Origin of the sequence: Pseudomonas umsongensis, from assembly GCF_002236105.1 — a bacterium.
GTDB classification, from domain to species: domain Bacteria; phylum Pseudomonadota; class Gammaproteobacteria; order Pseudomonadales; family Pseudomonadaceae; genus Aquipseudomonas; species Aquipseudomonas umsongensis.
The window spans coordinates 1,144,991-1,166,302 of record NZ_NIWU01000001.1 but is presented as its reverse complement, the minus strand read 5'-3'; the positions used below and the strand labels follow the sequence as shown (position 1 = coordinate 1,166,302).

Sequence of the window (21,312 nt, the reverse complement as noted above, 5' to 3'; positions counted from 1 at the left end):
CAAGTCGCATCACCTCAGACCAATCACAATAATTCGAGGATTCGCATGACTACCCACGATTCTCTGCTCAGTCAGGTCGAAGCCGGCGTTGCCTGGATCACCCTCAATCGCACCGCCCAGCGCAATGCGCTGGACATTCCGACGCTAAAAAACCTGCACGCTTTGCTCGACGCCTTCAACGCTGATCCTGCGGTGCGCGTGGTGGTATTGACGGGTAGCGGTCGCAGTTTCTGCGCCGGCGCCGACCTGGCTGAATGGGCCGAAGCCGAGGCGCGTGGCGCACTGGAAACCTACGGCTGGACCGAAACCGCCCACGCCCTGATGACCCGTTTGCACAGCCTGGATAAACCGACCATCGCCGCCATCAACGGCACCGCCGTCGGGGCCGGGATGGACTTGACCCTGTGCTGCGACCTGCGCATCGCCGGGCAGTCTGCCCGGTTCAAGGCGGGCTACACCAGCATGGCCTACTCGCCAGACGCCGGCGCCAGTTGGCACCTGCCACGGTTGATCGGCACCGAGCAAGCCAAACGGCTGCTGTTCCTCGACGAACTGTGGGGTGCCGACCGTGCCCTGGCCGCTGGCCTGGTCGGCGAAGTTTGCGCTGACGATCAACTATTGAGCGTCGCTGGCGAGCTCGCCGCACGCCTGGCCGCCGGGCCAACCTTTGCCTTCGCCCAGACCAAAAAGCTCATGCGCGAAGGCGCCGATCGCAGCCTGGCCGAGCAACTGCAAGCGGAACTGGCTGCCGGCCTGTTGTGCGGTCGCAGCGAAGACGGCAACGAAGCGTTGCGCGCCGCCACGGAAAAACGCCCGGCGCGTTTTATCGGTCGCTGACCCTCGGTAAACCTTTAACAGCACTCGAACAACAGGTAGCACCCATGAATTTCCAACTGACCCAAGAACAAGAAATGTTGGTGGACTCGGTACGCAGCTTCGTCGAGAAGGAACTGCTGCCCTATGAAACCGAGGTCGACCGCGCCGACGAAGTTTCCCCGCAATTGGCCGCGCAGATCCGTGGCAAGGCGATCGCCGCCGGTTTCTATGCCTTCAACATGCCCGAGGAGGTAGGCGGTGGTGGCCTCGATTACTTGTCCCAGGCACTGATCGAACGTGAGCTGTCCAAGGTCTCCTGGGCGCTGCACGTGTTTGTCGCGCGGCCGTCGAAGATCCTCATGGCCTGCACCGGCGAGCAGATCAACGACTACCTGTTGCCGTGCATCCAAGGCGAGAAAATCGACTGCTTCGCCCTGACCGAACCAGGTGCCGGCTCCGACGCCAACGCGATCAAGACCCGCGCCGTGCGTGAGGGCGACGACTTTGTCCTCAACGGCAGCAAACACTTCATCAGTCACGCCGGGCACGCCGATTTCGCCATCGTCTTTGCCGTCACCGACACCTACGAACACAACGGCAAGAAGCGCAACGCCGTGACCTCGTTCCTGGTCGACCGCAACACCCCGGGCATGACCATCCGCCGGGGGCCCAAGTGTGTGAGCAACCGTGGTTACCACACCTTCGAAATGTTCTTCGACGACTGCCGCGTACCGGCCAATAAGGTCCTGGGCGAAGTCGGCAAGGGGTGGGACGTGGCCAACGCCTGGCTCACAGCCGGCCGGGTGATGGTCGCCGCCAACTGCGTAGGCCAGGCGCAACGGGCGCTGGACGTGTCGCTGCAATGGGCGGCCGATCGCAAACAGTTCGGCCAGGCCATCGGCACCTACCAAGGCGTGTCGTTCAAGCTGGCCGACATGGCCACGCAAATCCGCGCCGCCGAACTGTTGACCCTGCACACCGCCTGGAAAATGGACCAGGGCACCATGACCGATGGTGAGGCCGGCATGGCCAAGCTGTTCGCCAGTGAAGTGCTCGGTCGCGCGGCAGACGAGGCGGTGCAGATATTCGGTGGCATGGGCCTGATGGACGAAGGTCCGGTGGAACGTATCTGGCGTAATGCGCGGATCGAACGGATCTGGGAAGGCACCTCGGAAATCCAGCGGCACATCATTTCCCGCGAACTGCTGCGGCCGCTGCTGCGCTGATCGCCCGGAGAATTGCCATGTCCCAGACTATTCGTGACAACCTCAAGCGCATGCTCGCGCCACGGCATGTGGCCTTTGTCGGCGGGCGCAGCATGGCCCGCGCCCTCAAGCGCTGCGCCGAGGGCGGCTACCCAGGGCAAATGTGGCTGGTCAACCCGCAGCACGACAGCCTCGAAGGCGTGCCTTGCGTGCGCAACATTACTGACCTGCCGTGCGGGCCGGACGCAGTGTTCATCGCCACCAACCGTGAGCTGACCCTGACCTGCGTCTCACAACTGGCCGCCATCGGCACCGGCGGCGCTATCTGCTATGCCTCTGGTTTCGCCGAAACCGGCACCGAAGGCCAGGCCTTGCAACAGCAGCTGCTTGAAGCCGCGGGCGACATGGCCTTGCTCGGCCCCAACTGCTACGGCCTGCTCGACTACCTGCACAGCAGCGCGCTGTGGCCGGTGGCCCATGGGGGCAAAGCGGTGGAGAAGGGCGTGGCGGTGCTGACCCAAAGCGGCAATTTCGCCTACAACCTGTCCATGAGCGACCGCTCGCTGCCGGTGGCCTACATGGCCTCGGTCGGCAACCAGGCGCAACTGGGGGTGGCCGAACTGATGGACGTGCTGCTCGACGAGCCGCGCGTCACCGCCATCGGCCTGCATCTGGAAGGCCTGAAGAACGTCCCGGGTTTTGCCCGCGCCGCGCACAAGGCGCTGGAGAAGGGCATTCCAATCATCGCCTTGAAAACCGGCGTGTCGCAGATCGGTGCCGAACTGGCCCTCAGTCACACCAGTTCGCTATCTGGTTCCGATGCACTGTACGACGCGCTGTTCGATCGCCTCGGGGTAATCCGCGTCAGCGGCCCCGTGAGTTTCGTCGAAACCCTGAAAGCGGCGGCCTGCGGAAACCTGCCGGCGGGCAACAGTCTGATCGCGCTAGCCTGCTCGGGTGGCGATGCTGGCCTGATCGCCGACTACGCCGAACGCAACGACTTGGGCTTGCCCAAGCTCGATGCCGGGCAAGTCAGCGAACTGGCACAAGTGCTGCCCAGCTACGCTAACCTGGTCAACCCACTGGATTTCACCACCGCCATCTGGGGCGACGGCGAAGCCCTGGACCGCATGCTCGACAGCGCCCTGCGCACGCCAGCCGATGCAGCGATGCTGGTGCTCGACTACCCGGCGCAATTTACCGGCGAGCGCAAGGAATGCGACCTGTTGCTCGACCTCTACTGCAAGGCGCTGGAACGTCACGGCAAGACCGGTTTCGTCACCTCGGCTTTCCCGGAACTGCTGCCGCCTCACGCCCGTGAGCATTTGCATGCCCAGGGTGTGGCGGCCTTGCAGGGCGTCGAAGACGGCTTGGCGGCGTGGGGGCGTATCGCCGGATACCCACGCAAGCGCCAGGCATTGTTGACGCTGGGCGAGTCGGCACTGGTGCCGCTGTGCCCTCAAGCGCTGGCGGGCGAAGGGCAACTGCTCAACGAATGGGATTCCAAGCAGGCCTTGCGTGCATTCGGCCTGCCGACGCCCGACGGCGTGTTGAGCACACCAGACAATGCGCTGAAGGACGCCGCGGCGCTGGGCTATCCGCTGGTGGTCAAAGCCGTCAGCGCACAACTGCCGCACAAGACCGAAGCCGGTGCAGTGGCACTGAATCTCAAGGACGACACCGCTTTGAGCGCCGCGTTGGACAGGATGCGCGCCAGCATTAAAGCGTACGCGCCGCAGGTGGCCTTCGATCAACTGCTGCTGGAACCCATGGCCAAGCCGCCATTGGCCGAGCTGATCGTTGGCATCAAGCGCGAAAACGATTTTGGCCTGGCGCTGGTGATTGGCGCCGGCGGGATTCTGGTGGAGTTGCTCAAGGACAGCCGCAGCCTGTTGCTGCCGACCACGGACGGCGCGATCCGCCAGGCCTTGCTGAGCCTGCGCAGCGCCCCGTTGCTGCAAGGTTTCCGCGGTCGCCAGGCGGCGGATCTCGAAGCGCTGGTAGCGGCGATCCGCGCCGTGGCCGACTACGCCTGCGAAAACGCCGGGCAACTGCTGGAGCTCGATGTGAACCCATTGTTGGTCGGTGCCGATGGCACGACCGCGGTCGATGCGTTGATTCGCATCGCTCATGCGTGAGGACCTGAATATGCAAGACAAAACCTTGACCGGTGGCCAGGCGCTGGTGCGCCTGCTGGCCAACTACGGCGTCGATACCGTGTTCGGCATTCCCGGTGTACACACCCTTGAGCTGTATCGCGGACTGCCCGGCAGCGGCATTCGCCACGTGCTGACCCGCCACGAACAAGGCGCCAGTTTCATGGCCGACGGCTATGCCCGGGTCAGCGGTAAACCCGGCGTGTGCTTCGTGATCACCGGTCCCGGTGTGACCAACGCCGCCACCGGCATCGGCCAGGCCTACGCCGATTCGATTCCGATGCTGGTGATATCCAGCGTCAACCACACGGCCAGCCTCGGCAAGGGCTGGGGCATCCTGCACGAGTGCCAGGATCAGCGCGCAATGACGGCGCCGATCACTGCATTCTCAGCGGTGGCCCTGACTGCCGAAGACTTGCCGCAGCTGATCGCCCGCGCCTATGCGGTGTTCGACAGCGAGCGTCCGCGCCCGGTGCACATTTCGGTGCCGCTGGACGTGTTGTCGGCGCCGATCGCCCGTGACTGGAGCAACGACGTGGTACGCCGTCCGGGGCGTGGTCCGGCATCCGCCACTGCACTCGATCAGGCCGTGGCCAAGCTCAACGGTGCGAAACGACCCATGATCATCGCCGGTGGCGGTGCACTTGATGCCGCCTCGCAGCTGCAGGAAATCAGCACCCGACTGGCTGCGCCGCTGTTCACCAGTGTCGCGGGCAAGGGCTTGTTGCCACCGGATGCGCCGCTCAACGCCGGTTCCTCACTGTGTGTGGAACCGGGCTGGAACCTGATCGCCGAGGCCGACGTGGTGCTGGCGGTCGGCACCGAAATGGCCGACACCGACTTCTGGCGTGAGCGCCTGCCGCTCAACGCTGAGCTGCTGCGAGTGGACATCGACCCGCGCAAGTTCAACGACTTCTACCCTTGCGCCGTGGCCTTGCATGGCGATGCGCAACAAACCCTCTGTGGCCTGCTCGAGCGACTGCCATCCGAGGTACGTGATGCAAGCGCTGCGATTGCCTCGGTCAGCGCACTGCGTGAAGCGGTCAAGGCCAGCCATGGCCCGTTGCAATCGATTCATCAGTCGATTCTTGAGCGCATTGCCGCAGAGCTGCCGCAAAACGCCTTCATCAGTACTGACATGACTCAACTGGCCTACACCGGCAACTACGCGTTCGACAGTGCCGCGACCCGCAGCTGGTTACACCCGACCGGCTACGGCACCTTGGGTTACGGCCTGCCGGCCGGGATTGGCGCCAAGTTCGGTGCGCCGCAACGCCCGGGCCTGGTGCTGGTCGGCGATGGCGGTTTCCTCTACACCGCGCAGGAACTGGCAACCGCTGTCGAGGAACTGGACAGCCCGCTGGTGGTGTTGCTGTGGAACAACGATGCGCTGGGGCAGATTCGTGACGACATGCTTGGCCTGGATATCGAGCCCATCGGCGTGCTGCCGCGCAACCCCGACTTCGCGGCCCTCGGGCGCGCGTTCGGTTGCACGGTGAACCAACCGCAAAGCCTGGCCGAGTTGCAAACGGACCTGCGCCACGGCTTCAAGCGCAACGGCGTGACCCTGATCGAACTCAAGCATGCCTGCGCACACTGATTTGTATTTCAAGGGGATGAAGCCATGCGCTTTTCCGATCTGACTCAACGTATCGCCGGTGACGGCGCTGCCGCCTGGGATATTCATTACCGTGCACTGGCCATGCTGGAGCAGGGCAAGGACATCCTGCTGTTGTCCGTGGGCGACCCGGATTTCGACACGCCGCAACCCATCGTGCAGGGCGCCATCGACAGTCTGTTGGCCGGTAACACCCACTATGCCGAGGTTCGCGGCAAGCGCGCCTTGCGGGAGGCCATCGCCAAGCGCCACCATCAACGCAGCGGGCAGCGGGTGACAGCGGACGAAGTCACCGTGCTGGCCGGCGCCCAGTGCGCGCTGTTCAGCGTGGCCCAGTGCGTGCTCAATCCGGGCGATGAAGTGATCGTCGCCGAGCCGATGTACGTCACTTATGAAGCTGTGTTCGGCGCTTGCGGCGCCAAGGTCGTGCCGGTGCCGGTGCGTTCGGAGAACGGCTTTCGCGTGTTGCCCGAAGACGTCGCCGCGCGCATCACCCCGCGTACCCGTGCCCTGGCGCTGAACAGTCCGCACAACCCGTCCGGTGCAAGCCTGCCGCGCAGCACCTGGCAAGCGTTGGCCGAATTGTGCATCGCCCACGACCTGTGGCTGATTTCCGATGAGGTCTACAGCGAACTGCTGTTCGACAGCGAACACGTCAGCCCGGCGAGCCTGCCGGGCATGGCCGAGCGCACCGCGACCCTTAACAGCCTGTCGAAATCCCACGCCATGACCGGCTGGCGAGTGGGTTGGGTGGTGGCGCCGCCGTCCCTGGCTGCGCACCTGGAAAACCTCGCGCTGTGCATGCTCTACGGTTCGCCGGATTTCGTTCAGGATGCGGCGGTCGTGGCATTGGAAAGTGATCTGCCGGAACTGGACGCCATGCGCGAAGCCTATCGCCAGCGTCGCGACCTGGTGTGCGAGCACCTGGCCGATTGCCCGGGCGTGCGTGCCCTGAAGCCCGATGGCGGGATGTTCGTGATGCTCGATATCCGTGAAACCGGGCTCAGCGCCCAGGCGTTCGCTGATCGCCTGCTCGATCGCCACGGGGTTTCAGTACTCGCCGGTGAAGCGTTCGGCCCGAGCGCGGCCGGGCATATTCGCCTCGGCCTGGTGGTTGGCCCTGAACCCTTGCGCGATGCCTGCCAGCGCATCGCCCGTTGCGCCCAGGAACTGATGGAGGCTCAGCTACATGCTTAATCACAAGTCGCTGTTTATCGATGGACGCTGGCAAGTCCCGTCGGGCCAGGGCATCGCGCAAGTGATCAACCCGGCCACCGAAGAAGTGGCGGGCAGCGTGCCGTTGGGCGATGAACGCGATGTGGACAACGCCGTGGCTGCTGCACGCAGGGCCTTTGGTCCATGGTCGCGCACTCCGTCGAGCGTGCGTGCCGGTTACATCCGTGCGTTGGCGGAACAACTGAAGACCCGCGCCGATGAAATGGCCTCGGTGATCACCACTGAACTGGGGATGCCGGTGCAATGGTGCCGTTCGGTGCAAGTGGACGGGCCGATCATTGGCCTTGAACAATACGTAGAACTCGCAGGCCTGATGGACGAAGTGCGCGAGGTCGGCAACTCGCGGGTGTACCGCGAGGCGGTGGGCGTCTGTGCGTTCATCAACCCCTGGAACTACCCGCTGCACCAGTTGATCGGCAAACTCGCCCCGGCTCTCGCGGCGGGTTGCACGGTGGTGGTCAAGCCAAGCCAGGAAACCCCGTTGCACGCGTTCTTGCTGGCCCAGATGATCGAGGACATCGGCCTGCCGGCGGGGGTGTTCAACCTGGTCAGCGGACCGGGCTCCAAGGTCGGCGAAGCCTTGGCCAAACACCCGGACGTGGACATGGTGTCGTTCACCGGTTCCACCGGCGCCGGCGTTCGCGTCTCTCAGGCCGCCGCGCCTTCGGTGAAGCGCGTGTGCCTGGAGCTGGGCGGCAAGTCGGCGTTGCTGATTGCCGAGGATGCCGATCTGGAGGCGGCGGTGCGCTACGGCGTCCAGGACGTGATGATTAATTCCGGCCAAACCTGCACCGCGTTGACCCGCATGCTGTTGCCGGCCAGTCGTTATGCCGAGGCGCTGGAAATTGCGCTGGAGGAAACCCTGAGCCTGAAGATGGGCGATCCGCTGGATCCGCAGAGCTTCCTTGGCCCGATGTGCTCCGCCGGGCAACGTCGCACCGTGCTCGACTACATCAGGATCGGCCAGGAAGAGGGTGCACGCCTGTTGTGCGGTGGCGACGCGGCGCCGGAATTCGAGCGTGGCTACTACGTCAGCCCGACGCTTTTCGCCGACGTTAACAACCGCATGCGCATCGCCCAGGAAGAAATCTTCGGCCCGGTGTTGTGCCTGATCCCTTATGAGGATGAGGCGCAGGCGATCCAGATCGCCAACGACTCGCCGTTTGGCCTGTCCAGCGGAGTCTGGGCCGGCAGTGCCGAGCGTGCCTTGCAACTGGGCAGACAGTTGCGCGCAGGGCAATGCTTCCTCAATGGCGCGGCATTCAACTATCAGGCGCCGTTCGGCGGCTACAAACAATCCGGTAACGGGCGTGAATGGGGGGAAGAGGGGCTGGGCGAATTCGTCGAAGTGAAGGCGATCCAGGTGTGACCGTCAACGATTCAAAGACTGTATGCACCGGGCCCAGGCCCGGTGTCTTGCGTGGTTTTGCACGGGTATTTCATTAGCTTTTATCAGGGGCAATGCAATGAGCGATAACAAAAACAAGATTACTCAAGCGAACAATGAATTCAGTTTCCCGCGCAGGGACTTCCTGAAGTACAGCGCCGCCGCCGTGGCGGTGGCCGGGGCGTTCTCCATGGGCTTGCCGTCAGGCGCCTTCGCTGCAGAAGCCACGCCGAAGCCGGGCGGCATATTGCGCCTGGGCCTTGCCGGCGGCAGTACCACCGACTCCAAAGACCCGGGGTCCTGGGCGGACACCTTTACCTTCGTCGGTTTCTCGGCGGTCTATAACACCCTGACTGAAATCGCCGTCGACGGCACCGCGATTCCGGAACTGGCCGAGAGCTGGACCTCGACCCCCGATGCGCGTGTCTGGACCTTCAAGCTGCGCCAGGGCGTGACCTTCCACAACGGCAAGAGCCTGACCGCCGATGACGTGGTCGCGTCGATCCAGCATCACCTGGGCGAAAAATCCACCTCGGCGGCCAAGACCGTGCTGGGCGATGTGGCCAAGGTCAGCGCCAATGGCAGCGACAGCGTGGTGTTCGAACTGCACTCGGGCAACGCCGATTTCTCTTATGTGGTCGCCGATTATCACCTGGCGATCCTGCCGAGCAAGGACGGCGTGGCGGACTGGCAGGCTGGCGCCGGCACCGGTGGCTATCGCCTCAAGGACTTCGAACCGGGCGTGCGCATGACCCTGGAACGCAACCCCGATTACTGGAAAGCCGGGCGTGCGCATTTCGCCAGTGCCGAGTTGATCGCCATCGCCGACGGCGCAGCGCGGGTCAACGCGCTGGTCACCGGGCAAGTGGACGTGATCAACAAGGTCGACCTCAAGACCGTAGCGTTGCTCAAGCGCAACCCGAACCTGGTCATCGAAGAGACCAAGGGTGCCCAGCACTACACCTTCCCGATGCTCACCGACAGCCAGGTGTTCCAGAACAACGACGTGCGCCTGGCGATGAAGCACGCAATCAACCGCGAAACCCTGCTGGCTTCAGTGCTGTACGGCTATGGCCTGGTGGGCAACGATCATCCGATCCAGCCCGGTAGCCGCTTCATCAACACCGCGCTGGAACAGCGCACCTATGACCCGGACAAGTCGCGTTTCCACCTGAAAAAGGCCGGTCTGGATTCGCTCAAGGTGCGCCTGCAGGCCTCCGACGCGGCCTACACCGGCGCCGTCGATGCCTCGGTGCTGTTCAAGGAGCAAGCCCGTGCGGCCGGGATCGACATCGACGTGGTGCGCGAGCCCGCCGACGGTTTCTTCTCCAACGTCTGGATGAAGCAACCCTTCACCACCTCGTTCTGGTACAGCAGCCTGACGGCCGACCGCATGTTCAGCATTGGCTACGCCAAGGGCGCGGCGTGGAACGAAACCCATTGGGACAACCCGCGTTTCAACCAGTTGCTTAACGCGGCCCGGGGCGAGATGAACGAGCCGTTGCGCCGTGAGATGTACAACGAAATGCAGGCGCTGTGCCGGGACGACGGCGGGGCGATCGTGCCGCTGTTCGCCAGCTCCGTGGCGGCGCGTTCCAACCGTGTGGCCCACGGCGGGCAGACCGCGCCATACGGAGAGCTCGACGGCTTGCGCGTGATCGAACGCTGGTGGCAGGCATAAGCGCTCGCCAAACCAATGAAAAACCCCTGTAGGAGCGAGCATGCTCGCTTCTACAGGGGAAATTGTGATCTTCGTAAGGAATCGCACGGTGAATCGGTGATCGTTCCCACGCACAGTGTGGGAACGATCATAAAAAGGTGCCCATTTCTAGGACTGCACGATGAAGAGTATTTTCAAGTTATTGGGGCAGCGTCTGGCTTTAGGCCTGCTTTCGCTATTGGCGGTATCCGTCATCATCTTCCTCGCCGTCGGCCTGCTCCCGGGCGATATCGCCCAGGCTATGCTCGGCCAGTCCGCCACCCCGGAAACCGTGGCGGCTTATCGCGCGCAACTGGGCCTGGACCTGCCACCCCTGACCCGTTTCGGGCAGTGGATCTGGCAACTGCTGCACGGTGATCTCGGCGTATCGCTGGCCAACCAGCGGCCTATCGCCGAACTGGTCGGCAGTCGCCTGGGCAACACCTTCAGCCTGGCGCTGTTGGCCGCGTTGGTGTCGGTGCCTTTGGCATTGTTGCTGGGCATGCTCGCGGCGTTGTACCGCAACAGCTGGTTCGACCGCCTGCTGAACACCTCGGCCCTGAGCGCGGTGTCGTTCCCCGAGTTCTTCGTTGCCTACATCCTGATCCTGGTGTTCGCGGTGAAGCTCAATTGGTTCCCGAGCATTTCCAACCTCTCGCCAAACGCCAGTCTGGGTGAGGTACTGGAGCGCTCGGTGCTGCCGGTGGCGACCCTGAGCCTGGTGGTGATCGCGCAGATGATGCGCATGACCCGCGCCTCCTTGATCAACCTGCTGGCCAGCCCCTACATCGAAATGGCCCGGCTCAAGGGCATCAGCCAGTCGCGCATCATCTTCCGTCATGCCTTGCCCAACGCGCTGGCGCCGATCGTCAACGTGGTGGCGCTGAACCTGGCGTACCTGGTGGTTGGCGTGGTGGTGGTCGAGGTGGTGTTCGTCTATCCGGGCCTCGGCCAGTTGCTGGTGGACTCGGTGGCCAAGCGCGATATCCCGGTGGTCCAGGCTTGCAGCCTGATCTTTGCCGCCACCTACATCCTGCTCAATACCAGTGCCGACGTGCTGTCGATTGCCAGCAACCCACGCCTGATGCATCCAAAGGGGTAGACCATGAGCCTGCTTAAAGAATTGCTCCGGGCGCCGCTGAGTGCGAAGTTCGGATTACTGGTGATCGTCGTGTATATCCTGGTGGCGCTGTTCGCCCCGGTGCTGGCGCCGTTTGGCGAAACCCAGGTGGTGGGCGAGGGCTTCGCGCCGTGGGGCGGGCAGTTCCTGTTGGGCACCGATAACCTGGGGCGCGACATGTTCAGCCGCCTGGTCTTTGGTGCGCGCAACACACTGGGCATCGCGTTCCTGACCACGGTGCTGGCGTTCCTGCTCGGTGGCACCTGCGGCCTGATCGCGGCGATCAAGGGCGGTTGGGTCGATCAGGGCCTGTCGCGGGTCGTCGACATCCTGATGGCCATTCCGCAATTGATCTTTGCCTTGCTGATTCTCAGTGTGGTCGGCACCACGGCCACCTCACTGGTGCTGGTGATCGCGCTGCTGGATGCAACCCGGGTGTTTCGCCTGTCCCGCGCCGTAGCGATGAACGTGGTGGTGCAGGACTTCGTCGAGGCCGCGCGCCTGCGCGGTGAAGGCCTGTGCTGGCTGGTCACCCGCGAGGTACTGCCCAATGCAGCGGCGCCGCTTATTGCCGAATTCGGCCTGCGGTTCTGCTTCGTGTTCCTGTTCATCAGTGCGTTGTCATTCCTCGGCCTGGGCATCCAGCCGCCCACCGCGGACTGGGGCAGCATGGTGCGCGACAACGCGGTGCTGATCACCTTTGGCGACATCAGTCCTTTACTGCCCGCCCTGGCCGTGGCCTTGATCACGGTCAGCGTCAACTTCGTCGTCGACTGGATGCTGCACAAGTCCAGCGGCCTCAAGGAGTGCTGAACATGACGACATCCAAACCGTTGCTGGAAATCCGCAACCTGCACATCGAAGGTCACTACGAGGATGCCTGGCATCCGCTGATCAAGGGCATCGACCTGACCCTGCAACGCGGTGAGGTGCTGGGGCTGATCGGTGAGTCCGGGGCGGGCAAATCGACCCTCGGCTTATCTGCCATGGGCTATACCCGTGACGGCTGCAAAATTACCGGCGGCACGGTGCATTTCGATGGCATCGACCTGCTCAAGGCCAAACCCGAAGCCTTGCGCAAATTGCGCGGCCTGCGCATCGCCTACGTCGCGCAAAGTGCGGCAGCCTCGTTCAACCCCGCCCATCGCTTGATCGATCAGCACGTGGAAACGGCGGTGAAGAACGGTGGCATCAGCCGTGAACAGGCGATGCGCGAGGCGGTGGAATTGTATCGCGTGCTGCGCTTGCCCAACCCCGAACAGATCGGCCAGCGTTACCCGCACCAGGTCTCCGGCGGCCAGCTGCAACGGGTCATGACCGCCATGGCGATGGCCTGCCATCCGGACTTGATCATCTTTGACGAACCGACCACCGCCCTGGACGTCACCACCCAGATCGAGGTGCTGGCGGCGATTCGCGATGCGGTGAAGACCTACGGCAGCGCGGCGATCTACATCAGCCACGACCTCGCGGTGGTGGCGCAGATGGCCGACCGCATCATGGTGCTGCGCCACGGCAAGCTGGTGGAGGAGGCCGAGACCCGCAAGATGCTCGGTGACCCGCAGGAGGAATACACCAAGTCACTGTGGGCGGTGCGCAGTTTCCGCACCGAAGCCAAAGCCTGCCCGCAACAGGAAAAGCCGCTGCTGGAACTGCGCAACAGCTGCGCCAGCTACGGGCGGCAACCGGTGCTGCATGACGTTTCCTTGAAGCTGTATCGCGGCCAGACCCTGGCGGTCATCGGCGAATCGGGCAGCGGCAAAAGCTCCACGGCGCGGTTGATCACCGGCTTGTTGCCACCGACCCATGGTCAAGTGCTGTATGACGGCGATCCGCTGCCAGCGGACTTCCGCCAGCGCAGCAAGGAGCAACTGCGCCGTGTGCAGATGATTTATCAAATCCCGGATACGGCGCTGAACCCGCGCCAGCGCATCGTCGACATCATCGGCCGGCCACTGACGTTCTATCTGGGGCTCAAGGGCAAGGCCATGCGCGCGCGAGTGGCCGAGCTGCTGGAGATGATCGAACTGGACCCGGCAACGTTCATGGAGCGTCAGCCCCGGGAATTATCTGGTGGACAGAAACAGCGGATCTGCATCGCCCGAGCCCTGGCCGCCGACCCGCAACTGATCATCTGCGACGAAGTCACCTCGGCCCTCGACCAACTGGTGGCCGAAGGTGTGCTCAAGTTGCTCAACCGCATTCAGCAACAGCTCGGCGTCGCCTACCTGTTCATTACCCATGACGTTGCCACCGTGCGCGCGATTGCCGACGAAGTGCTGGTGATGCAACGGGGCAGGGTGGTGGATCATGGCTCGCGCAGTGCTATTTTCACCCCGCCGCATCAAGACTATACCGGGCTGCTGTTTTCCTCCGAACCCCAAATGGACCCCGACTGGCTCGACCGCTTGCTGGCCAGTCGCGCTACCGCGAATTCAAACCCTACGCTGGAAAAAGTCTAAGGAATCCCCATGAAAGTACTGATCGTCCATGCTCACCCCGAGCCGCAATCCTTCACCGCCGCCCTGCGCGACCAGGCCGTCGCGACCCTTGAAGCCCAGGGCCATGAAGTGCAGGTCAGCGACCTGTATAAGATGAACTGGAACCCGGTGGCCAGCGCCGATGACTTCTCAAAGCGGGAAAATCCCGAGTACCTGGTGTATGCGCTGGAACAACGCCTCGGTGTGAAAAGCCAGTCACTGGCAGCGGACATCCAGGCTGAACTGGATAAATTGCTATGGGCCGACCTGCTGATCCTCAATTTCCCGATCTTCTGGTTCTCCACCCCGGCCATGCTCAAGGGCTGGATCGACCGGGTGCTGGTCTCGGGCATCTGCTACGGCGGCAAGCGCTTCTACGATCAGGGCGGGCTTGCCGGGAAAAAGGCGTTGGTTACCGTGACTTTGGGGGGGCGTGAACACATGTTCGGTGAGGAGGCGATCCACGGGCCGTTGCAGGACATGCTGCGGCCGATCCTGCGCGGCACGTTGGCGTATGTTGGGTTTGATGTGCTGGAGCCGTTCGTGGCCTGGCATGTGCCGTACATCAGCGATGAGGCGCGACAGGCGTTTTTGCTGGATTACGATCAGCGCCTGCAACACCTGAGTGATGATCAACCCTTGGTGTTCCCCAAGCTGTCGCAGTTCGACGAACAGCTCTATCCACTGCATCGATCCGACGCTGTGAATGCTTGACCCCTGTGGGAGCGAGCCTGCTCGCGAAGAGGCCATCAGCTTCAATATCAAGTTGACTGACCCGACGCTTTCGCGAGCAGGCTCGCTCCCACGGTGTTAATGATCTCCTACTCAGATCCTCCGCCCCATTGTTCTGAATACGCAAACACTGATGTCGCCGAGAATGGAATTGTTGGTGCAGTGGCCGGCTTGTAGCCTCCATCTCGCCGAACACCGGGATTGGTCAACGATCCGGTGGAGCTCCAGCCAGGGCTCGTCAAGACGTCACACCTTGCTTTCGGCCTTACGCCCCTTCGGGGGTTTGGCGCCTAATAAAAATAAGGAAGGCAGGTATGAGTATTCGTGCATGGGGTTGCGCTGCGACCCTGTTCGCTCCCGTTCTGGGGGCTGGCCTATTGTTTCCCGCGATGGCGCAAGCATCCGGCATCCCCTATGCCAGCAACCGGCCCCAAAGCTTTCAGTTCAGTTCGGACTTCACCGAGCCCTACAACTCGGTGGGTCAGGAATTTGAATACAACGACGACCGCAAACGCTTTGACGATCACGGCAACAAGGTCGCCGGCAGCAACACCGAGACCTACGTTGGCCTGACGTCGTTGTTGCACTACTGGAAGATGGACGGCCTGCCCAATACCGGCTTCATCGCCAGTATCACCCTCCCGGAGATTGCCGTGCGCGGCAACGGCACGCGGGTCAGCGGGCTCGGCGATCCGTTGGTCGGCGGCCTGGTCTGGTACAACCCGACGCCGCTGCGCACTATCGGTGCGCAAGCCTATGTGCAACTGCCGACCGGTGCGGACTCGGTCAGCAGCGACACCTACGCGTTGTGGCCGTCGCTGTTCTACAACGAATGGCTGGGCAAAGTGAACATCGATTTGCTGGTCGGCGCGATCCTTCGCGGCGATGGTCCGCACCACACCGAACCTGGCGATACCGGCCACGCCAACCTGCGCCTGGGCTACAACATCGTGGACCGCCCGACCTACCAGGTCACGCCCTTCCTCAGTGCCGACTACCAGAAAACCTTCGGCTCCGATGATCGCAACAACAACGCCATCGAATTCTCTGAATCCAACGAAACCGCGCTCGGCGCCGGCGTGCTGTTCCAGCTCAAGCCCGGCGTGCAAAAGGTCTTCGCCCAGAAAATGTGGGACCAGGTGTCCATCCACTATTCCAAAGGCGTGGAAGGGCGCAACACCACCGTCACCGACGGCCTGTTTGTGCAGCTCTGGCATTACTGGTGAATCACCGACGCCTGCCTGCGTCGCCGCTACTCATTCCGGAGAATAAAAAGTGAACGAAGAAAACCAGAAACTTGCCCTGTCACGCCGCAGCTTCATCAAGGCCGGCGCCGCTGGTACGGCTGTCGCCGCCTTGTCGGGGGTGGCCGCACGGGCGATGGCCAGCGACGAGCTGCCCTTTGATCGAGAGCACGACATTGTCGTGGTCGGCGGTGGTGGCAGCGGTTTGCCTACCGCGTTGTTTTCCCGCTGGCTGGGCAATGACGTGGTTATCCTGGAAAAAGCCGGCAGCCCTGGGGGCACCGCGGCGAAAGCGGCGTTTTGGTACTGGGTGCCGAACAACAAGCCGATGCGCGACGCCGGCATCGTCGATGAAAAAGCCGATTACATGCGCTATGTCGCCCGGTTGACACGTCCGCAATCCTACGACGCCTCGTTGCCCAAACTTGGCCTGTCGGATTGGGAATACGAGATGTGCGAGGCGATCTACGAGAGCGCCTCGCCCGCTGCCGAACTGCTGGCCGAACGCGACGCACTGCCTTATCGCCATTGCCCGGACGTACCGGACTATTTCGCAGAGCTGTCCGAAGACAAGGCCAAGAAAGGCCGCGTACTGGTGCCCAAGGAAGCCCGGCCCAGCATGTCCGACGGCGGTCGCGTGGCGATTCGTACGCTGACCGCCGCCGCCAAGCGTGACGGCGTGCAGATTCGTACCGGCGAGCGCGTGGTGAAAGTGATCCTCAACGGCGCGGGCGAAGCGATCGGCGTCGAAGTCGAGACCGAAGAGGGTGCGCGGCAACGGGTCAAGGCGCGCAAAGCGGTGATCTTCGCTACGGGTGGTTTTACCCACGATCCGGAACTGCGCCGCAACTTCCTCAACGCCCCCGTCTACGGCGGCTGCGCCGCCCTGACCAACGAAGGCGATTTCATCCGGATTTCCAGCGAGCTGGGGGTGCAGTTGCGCAACATGAACTACGCCTGGTCGTGCCCGATCCTGTTGGAAAAAGCCCTGGCCAAGGACGGCTCGATGTCCGGCATTTTCACCATGAACGGCGATTCGATGCTGATGGTGAACAAGTACGGCAAGCGCGTCGTCAACGAAAAGACCGTCTACAACGAACTGGTCCCGACCTTCTTCCAGTGGGACGGCGATAAGGCCGAATACCCGAACCTGGTGATGTTCTCGATCTGGGACCAGCGCGCCCAGGACTACTGCAGCAGCGACGAATACGGCTCTCCGATCGTGCCCAAGGGCGGCAACGACCGCCATGTGGTCAAGGGCGAAACCCTGGAAGAGCTGGCGAAGAACATCGCCGAGCGCCTGGATAAACACGCCGCCGATATCGGCGGGATGAAGCTCAGCGCCGATTTCACTCTCAACCTGAAAGCCACCCTCAAGCGCTTCAACGAGTTGGCCAAGACGGGCAAGGATCTGGACTTCCATCGCGGCGAGCTGGTGATCCAGGGCGTGTTTACCGGCCCGGTCAAGTCCGACCGCACCGGCAACCTGACCATGTACCCGTTGGCCGCGAAAGGGCCGTACTACGCGGCGTTGATCACCGGCGGCAACCTCGACACCAAGGGTGGTCCGAAAACCAACTCCGTCGGCCAGGTATTGAACAACGCCAATGCACCGATCCCGGGCCTGTACGGCGTCGGCAACTGCGTTGCGTCGGCCTCCGGTCGTGCCTACTGGGCCGGTGGTTCGACGCTTGGCCCGATCATCGCCTTTGCCTATCGCGCGGCGAACCAGGCGCACAAAGAACCGAGCCGAAGCTGAATCAAGCCCCGTGACTGCATGAGATCAACGATATGACGCACTTGAAATTTTTCCTGCGAGCCCCGGCGCTGTTGGCGATGGCGGCCAGTTTTGCTTTGACCGGCAGCGCTTTGGCCGATGACCTGGCGCTGGCGCAGAAACTGGCGACCAACCACTGCGCGGTCTGCCACACCTTCGACAAGGGCGGCCCGCCGGGGCAGGGCCCGAACCTGTTCGGGCTGCTGGGTCGCAAGGCGGCCAGCGAAACCAACTTCACCTACAGCGACGGCTTCACCAAAGCCATGGCCGGCAAGGTCTGGGACGAGCCGATGCTCGACGCCTGGCTCACCGATGCCCAGAGCGTGGCGCCGGGCAGCGCCATGGTCTATTCGCAGGACGACCCGGCCAAGCGGCAGAAGATCATCAGCTACATCAAGTCGCTGCACTGACGGCCAACAGCCTTATCACTCCAATATCGAAACGACGGAGACAGCCATGATCAGCACCCTTACAATGACCGACGAGCAACGCAAATCGGTCGCCCTGGAATACCTCAAGGCCTTCGACAACGGCGGTATCACCTCCACTGGCGGCAGCATTCTCGACCTGTTCGCCGAGGATGCACAGGTCCTGTTTCCCAAGTGGGGACTGGCCACCGGCCGTGAGCAGATCGGCCAGATGTTCAGCGACCTTGGCAGCCGCTTGAAATCGATTACCCACGACTATGCGCATTTCAACTGGATTCTTACGGGCACCGACACGCTGGTCTGCGAAGGCACCAGTTTTGGTGAACACGTCGACGGCCACTGGCGTGCGGGCGTCCCGTCAGCGGCCGGTGCCGGCTACTGGGCCGACGTGTTCGAGATCCGGGATTTCAAGATCCAGCGCTGCTTCATCTACCTGGACCCTGACTACGGCAGCCAGGACACGGCGCGCTATCCCTGGCTCAACCGCTAACCGCAGCCCCCCCTGTAGGAGCGAGCCTGCTCGCGATGGTCGTTAACGAAAACGCGGGGAACCTGACACCCATCGGCGTTCTTGAGTTCATCGCGAGCATGCTCGCTCCTACAGTGGCTTGCCATTCGAGTTCATCGTAATCTCGCAGGTTCTCGCTTCGTATTCCTATAAGAACAAAAACATCCAGAGAACCTGCCCCCATGGATCGTTTACTCAGTGTCGAAGCCTTCGTGCGGGTTGCCGAAACCGGCAACTTCGCCAGGGCGGCCCAGCAACTGGGCGTGACCCGCTCGGTCATTACCCACCGCATCCAGCAGCTGGAGCAGTTCATCAATGCGCCGCTGTTCCACCGCAGCACACGCCATGTACGCCTCTCCGAGGTCGGGGAGACGTACTACAAGGAATGCGCGGACATGGTCGCGAGCTTCAACTCGCTGACCGAACACATGCGCGAACTGCGCGCCAAACCTACCGGAAAACTGCGGGTGCAGATGCTGCCCGGATTTGCCATCGGGCACTTCGGTCGTCTGTTGGCCGAGTTCACCCGGCTGTATCCGGACATTGAAGTGGACGTCATCGTCAACGACCGGGTGGTGGACCCGATCGAAGAAGGCTTCGATGTGGCGTTCCAGATGTTTCCGCCAATGGCCGAAACCCTGATCGAGCGCAAGTTGTTCAGCGTTCGCCGGCTGTTTTGCATGTCTCCCGATTACGCCAGCGAGTTCGGCGTGCCCACCCATCCCCAGCAATTGCTGCAACACAAGATCGCCCTGTACGAGGGTTATCCGTCGCGCAACCGCTGGCTGTTCAACCGCGAAGACGAACAAGTGGAGCTGAGCCTGCCTGGCCAGGTGCGCTCGAACTCGGTGCACCTGTTGCGTGATTACGCACAGACCGGAGTCTGCATTGTCTGCCTGCCGACACTGGTGGCCAGTGACGACCTGCTCAGCGGGCGGTTGATTCCAGTGTTGCCTGAGTACGCGTTGTCCTCCTTCAATTTTTCAGCAGTGTACCCCGCGACCCAGCGTCGGGCCTTGAAGGTACGTACGTTGATCGACTTTCTGGTGGATAACTTCGGCGATGAGCCCTGCTGGGATAAACCGTTGCTGGAGCGTGGCTGGGTGCGCTAATGAACCTCGCACCCTGTAGGAGCTGCCGCAGGCTGCGATCTTTTGATCTTGTTTTTTAAGATCAAAAGATCGCAGCCTCGTTGCACTCGACAACTCCTACACAGCTCCTACACAACTCTTACAGTGTTTGCGTTTCGCGAACACTGTTGTCGCCGGTCCTCTAATTGTTCCGGGACCAGGCGCGACGTACTGTTGGCTCACTGTTACTACAACAACAAAACGGTGAAAACCCATGAGTAGCGCGGCAATCGAAACGGTCTTCGGCTCGCTGGAAAAATACACCAAGGGCTCGGTTGAAATCATCAGCGGCCAGGCCAGTCACTACGCCTTTTCCAACGTTTTCGAGGTGGCGGAAAAATCCCTTCCGTATGAAAAGGTCGTGGTCGGCCTCAACCTCGGCTACGTCATTGAAACCCTGCGCGCCGAAGGCCAGTCGCCCTGGTACACGGCCGCGCACGACGAATTCGCTATCGTCATGGACGGCGAAGTGCGGGTGGACTTCCTCAAGCTCGATACGCCATTGACAGCAGGCGAGGGCACGCAACTGGCCGGGGACGTGCCAGTGGGCAAACCCATGGGCTACGTCCTGCTCAAGCGTGGCCACCAGTGCCTGCTGCCGGTGGGCACCGCGTATCGCTTCGAGGCCAGTCGGCCGGGCGTGATCCTGCAGCAGACGATCAAAGGCCCGTTGTCGGTCGAGAAGTGGGCCGACATCTGCTTGAAGTGATCTGCCCAGCCGAACTCCACCCACAATAAAAAGAGGAAACCCGCCATGGCCATGCTTGAAACCGCTGCTCAAACGCCATTGTTCGCCGACGAAGACGTCCAGGCCAGCGCCGCCCATCCCGTCACCGGTTATCGCGCTTTCAAACTCGGCGCATTCGAACTGTCGCGAGACGAGTACTTCGCCCGCATCACCTGGCCCGCCAAAGGCCAGACCCGTTCGCACTTGATCCCGGCCGATGCCTTTCTGCGCGCCTTGATGCGCGACGTGGCCTGGGGCTTTTTCTACGGCTGGGTCAACTTCGACCACGTCATCGGCACCCGCAACTACTACGGCAAGGTCGACCTGTACGCCGGCACCTTCAACGGCACGCTGAAGGCGGCCGGGGTCAACTACACCGAAAACTTCGAAACGCCGCTGATCATGGCGACATTCAAGGCGATCCTGCGCGACTGGACCAACGCCACCTTCGACCCCTTCGCCGCACCGGAAGAAACCGGCAGCGCCTTCGGTCGCAAGAACGGCAACAACATCGAGGCCATCGAGCGCTTCCGTATCGCCACCCGGCGCATGCCCGGCCTGCCGGATGATTCGCCGCTGCGCAACGATCTGCCGGTCAACCGCCAGTTCATCGATGTGCCGCAGGACGAGCCGGAAATTCACGCCGCAGAAGGTTTCGAAGGCCAGATGCATGCCTTCAACCTGCACAAGTACCTGTCGCGCTCCGACGTGACCTGGAACCCCTCGGTGACTTCGGTGTGCAAGGCCAGCCTGTTCTGCCCGACCACCGAGGAATTCATCCTGCCGGTGTTCCATGGCAATGACCGGATCGAGTGGTTCCTGCAGCTATCGGACGAGATCATCTGGGACGTCGGCGACAAGGACGATGGCAACCCCCGTGCGCGCATCACCATGCGGGCCGGCGATATCTGCGCCATGCCCGCCGACATTCGCCACCAGGGCTATTCGACCAAGCGCTCGATGCTGCTGGTCTGGGAAAACGCCACGCCGAACCTGCCGCAACGCTACGAAAGCGGTGAGCTCAAGCCGTATCCGATCGAGTTCTAAGA

At 62.5% G+C, this 21,312-nt stretch carries 18 protein-coding genes; all 18 read left to right on the top strand.

Annotation, left to right across the window (positions count from 1 at the left end):
* The first annotated feature begins 45 nt into the window (after positions 1-45).
* The 18 genes from PSUM_RS05160 (at position 46) to PSUM_RS05075 (ending at position 21,310) form a co-directional block, all read left to right on the top strand.
* Positions 46-837 (top strand): enoyl-CoA hydratase/isomerase family protein, encoded by a 792-nt coding sequence (locus PSUM_RS05160; protein WP_033044763.1) that lies wholly within the window; start codon positions 46-48, stop codon positions 835-837.
* Between the two features lie 44 nt (positions 838-881).
* Positions 882-2,042, top strand: a complete 1,161-nt coding sequence (locus PSUM_RS05155) for an acyl-CoA dehydrogenase family protein (RefSeq protein ID WP_020801318.1) — start codon at positions 882-884, stop codon at positions 2,040-2,042.
* Positions 2,043-2,059: 17 nt separating this feature from the next.
* Complete coding sequence (locus PSUM_RS05150; RefSeq protein ID WP_083349135.1) at positions 2,060-4,159, top strand: acetate--CoA ligase family protein; 2,100 nt, start codon at positions 2,060-2,062, stop codon at positions 4,157-4,159.
* 10 nt (positions 4,160-4,169) lie between these two features.
* Entirely contained in the window at positions 4,170-5,777 is a 1,608-nt protein-coding gene (locus PSUM_RS05145; RefSeq protein WP_020801316.1) for a 5-guanidino-2-oxopentanoate decarboxylase, read from the top strand.
* Positions 5,778-5,801: 24 nt separating this feature from the next.
* Positions 5,802-6,992 carry a pyridoxal phosphate-dependent aminotransferase gene (locus PSUM_RS05140; protein ID WP_083349134.1) on the top strand — a complete coding sequence of 397 codons (1,191 nt, stop codon included), beginning with the start codon at positions 5,802-5,804 and terminating at the stop codon, positions 6,990-6,992.
* Positions 6,985-8,400: an aldehyde dehydrogenase family protein gene (locus PSUM_RS05135; protein ID WP_083349133.1), complete on the top strand. Its 1,416-nt coding sequence runs from the start codon at positions 6,985-6,987 to the stop codon at positions 8,398-8,400. The genes PSUM_RS05140 and PSUM_RS05135 overlap by 8 nt, the downstream gene beginning before the upstream one ends.
* Positions 8,401-8,497: 97 nt before the next feature.
* Entirely contained in the window at positions 8,498-10,099 is a 1,602-nt protein-coding gene (locus PSUM_RS05130; RefSeq protein ID WP_083349132.1) for an ABC transporter substrate-binding protein, read from the top strand.
* 160 nt (positions 10,100-10,259) lie between these two features.
* Positions 10,260-11,219, top strand: a complete 960-nt coding sequence (locus tag PSUM_RS05125) for an ABC transporter permease (RefSeq protein ID WP_020801312.1) — start codon at positions 10,260-10,262, stop codon at positions 11,217-11,219.
* Positions 11,220-11,222: 3 nt separating this feature from the next.
* Positions 11,223-12,050 (top strand): ABC transporter permease, encoded by an 828-nt coding sequence (locus PSUM_RS05120; protein WP_020801311.1) that lies wholly within the window; start codon positions 11,223-11,225, stop codon positions 12,048-12,050.
* Between the two features lie 2 nt (positions 12,051-12,052).
* Entirely contained in the window at positions 12,053-13,699 is a 1,647-nt protein-coding gene (locus tag PSUM_RS05115) for an ABC transporter ATP-binding protein (RefSeq protein WP_083349131.1), read from the top strand.
* 9 nt (positions 13,700-13,708) lie between these two features.
* A complete protein-coding gene (locus PSUM_RS05110; RefSeq protein ID WP_083349130.1) occupies positions 13,709-14,431 on the top strand; it encodes an NAD(P)H-dependent oxidoreductase in 723 nt (240 codons plus the stop codon).
* A gap of 332 nt (positions 14,432-14,763) precedes the next feature.
* The gene (locus PSUM_RS05105; RefSeq protein ID WP_020799490.1) at positions 14,764-15,675 is read left to right on the top strand and encodes a transporter; all 912 of its coding nucleotides are present in this window, start codon (positions 14,764-14,766) and stop codon (positions 15,673-15,675) included.
* Positions 15,676-15,724: 49 nt separating this feature from the next.
* A complete protein-coding gene (locus PSUM_RS05100; RefSeq protein ID WP_083349129.1) occupies positions 15,725-17,452 on the top strand; it encodes an FAD-dependent oxidoreductase in 1,728 nt (575 codons plus the stop codon).
* Between the two features lie 32 nt (positions 17,453-17,484).
* Positions 17,485-17,880 (top strand): c-type cytochrome, encoded by a 396-nt coding sequence (locus tag PSUM_RS05095; RefSeq protein ID WP_083349128.1) that lies wholly within the window; start codon positions 17,485-17,487, stop codon positions 17,878-17,880.
* Positions 17,881-17,926: 46 nt separating this feature from the next.
* Complete coding sequence (locus PSUM_RS05090) at positions 17,927-18,388, top strand: nuclear transport factor 2 family protein (RefSeq protein ID WP_020799493.1); 462 nt, start codon at positions 17,927-17,929, stop codon at positions 18,386-18,388.
* A gap of 200 nt (positions 18,389-18,588) precedes the next feature.
* A complete protein-coding gene (locus PSUM_RS05085; protein ID WP_083349127.1) occupies positions 18,589-19,518 on the top strand; it encodes a LysR family transcriptional regulator in 930 nt (309 codons plus the stop codon).
* A 232-nt stretch (positions 19,519-19,750) separates the two neighbouring features.
* Complete coding sequence (locus PSUM_RS05080) at positions 19,751-20,245, top strand: cupin domain-containing protein (protein ID WP_020799495.1); 495 nt, start codon at positions 19,751-19,753, stop codon at positions 20,243-20,245.
* A gap of 45 nt (positions 20,246-20,290) precedes the next feature.
* Positions 20,291-21,310 (top strand): hypothetical protein, encoded by a 1,020-nt coding sequence (locus tag PSUM_RS05075; protein WP_020799496.1) that lies wholly within the window; start codon positions 20,291-20,293, stop codon positions 21,308-21,310.
* The last annotated feature ends 2 nt before the right edge of the window (positions 21,311-21,312 follow it).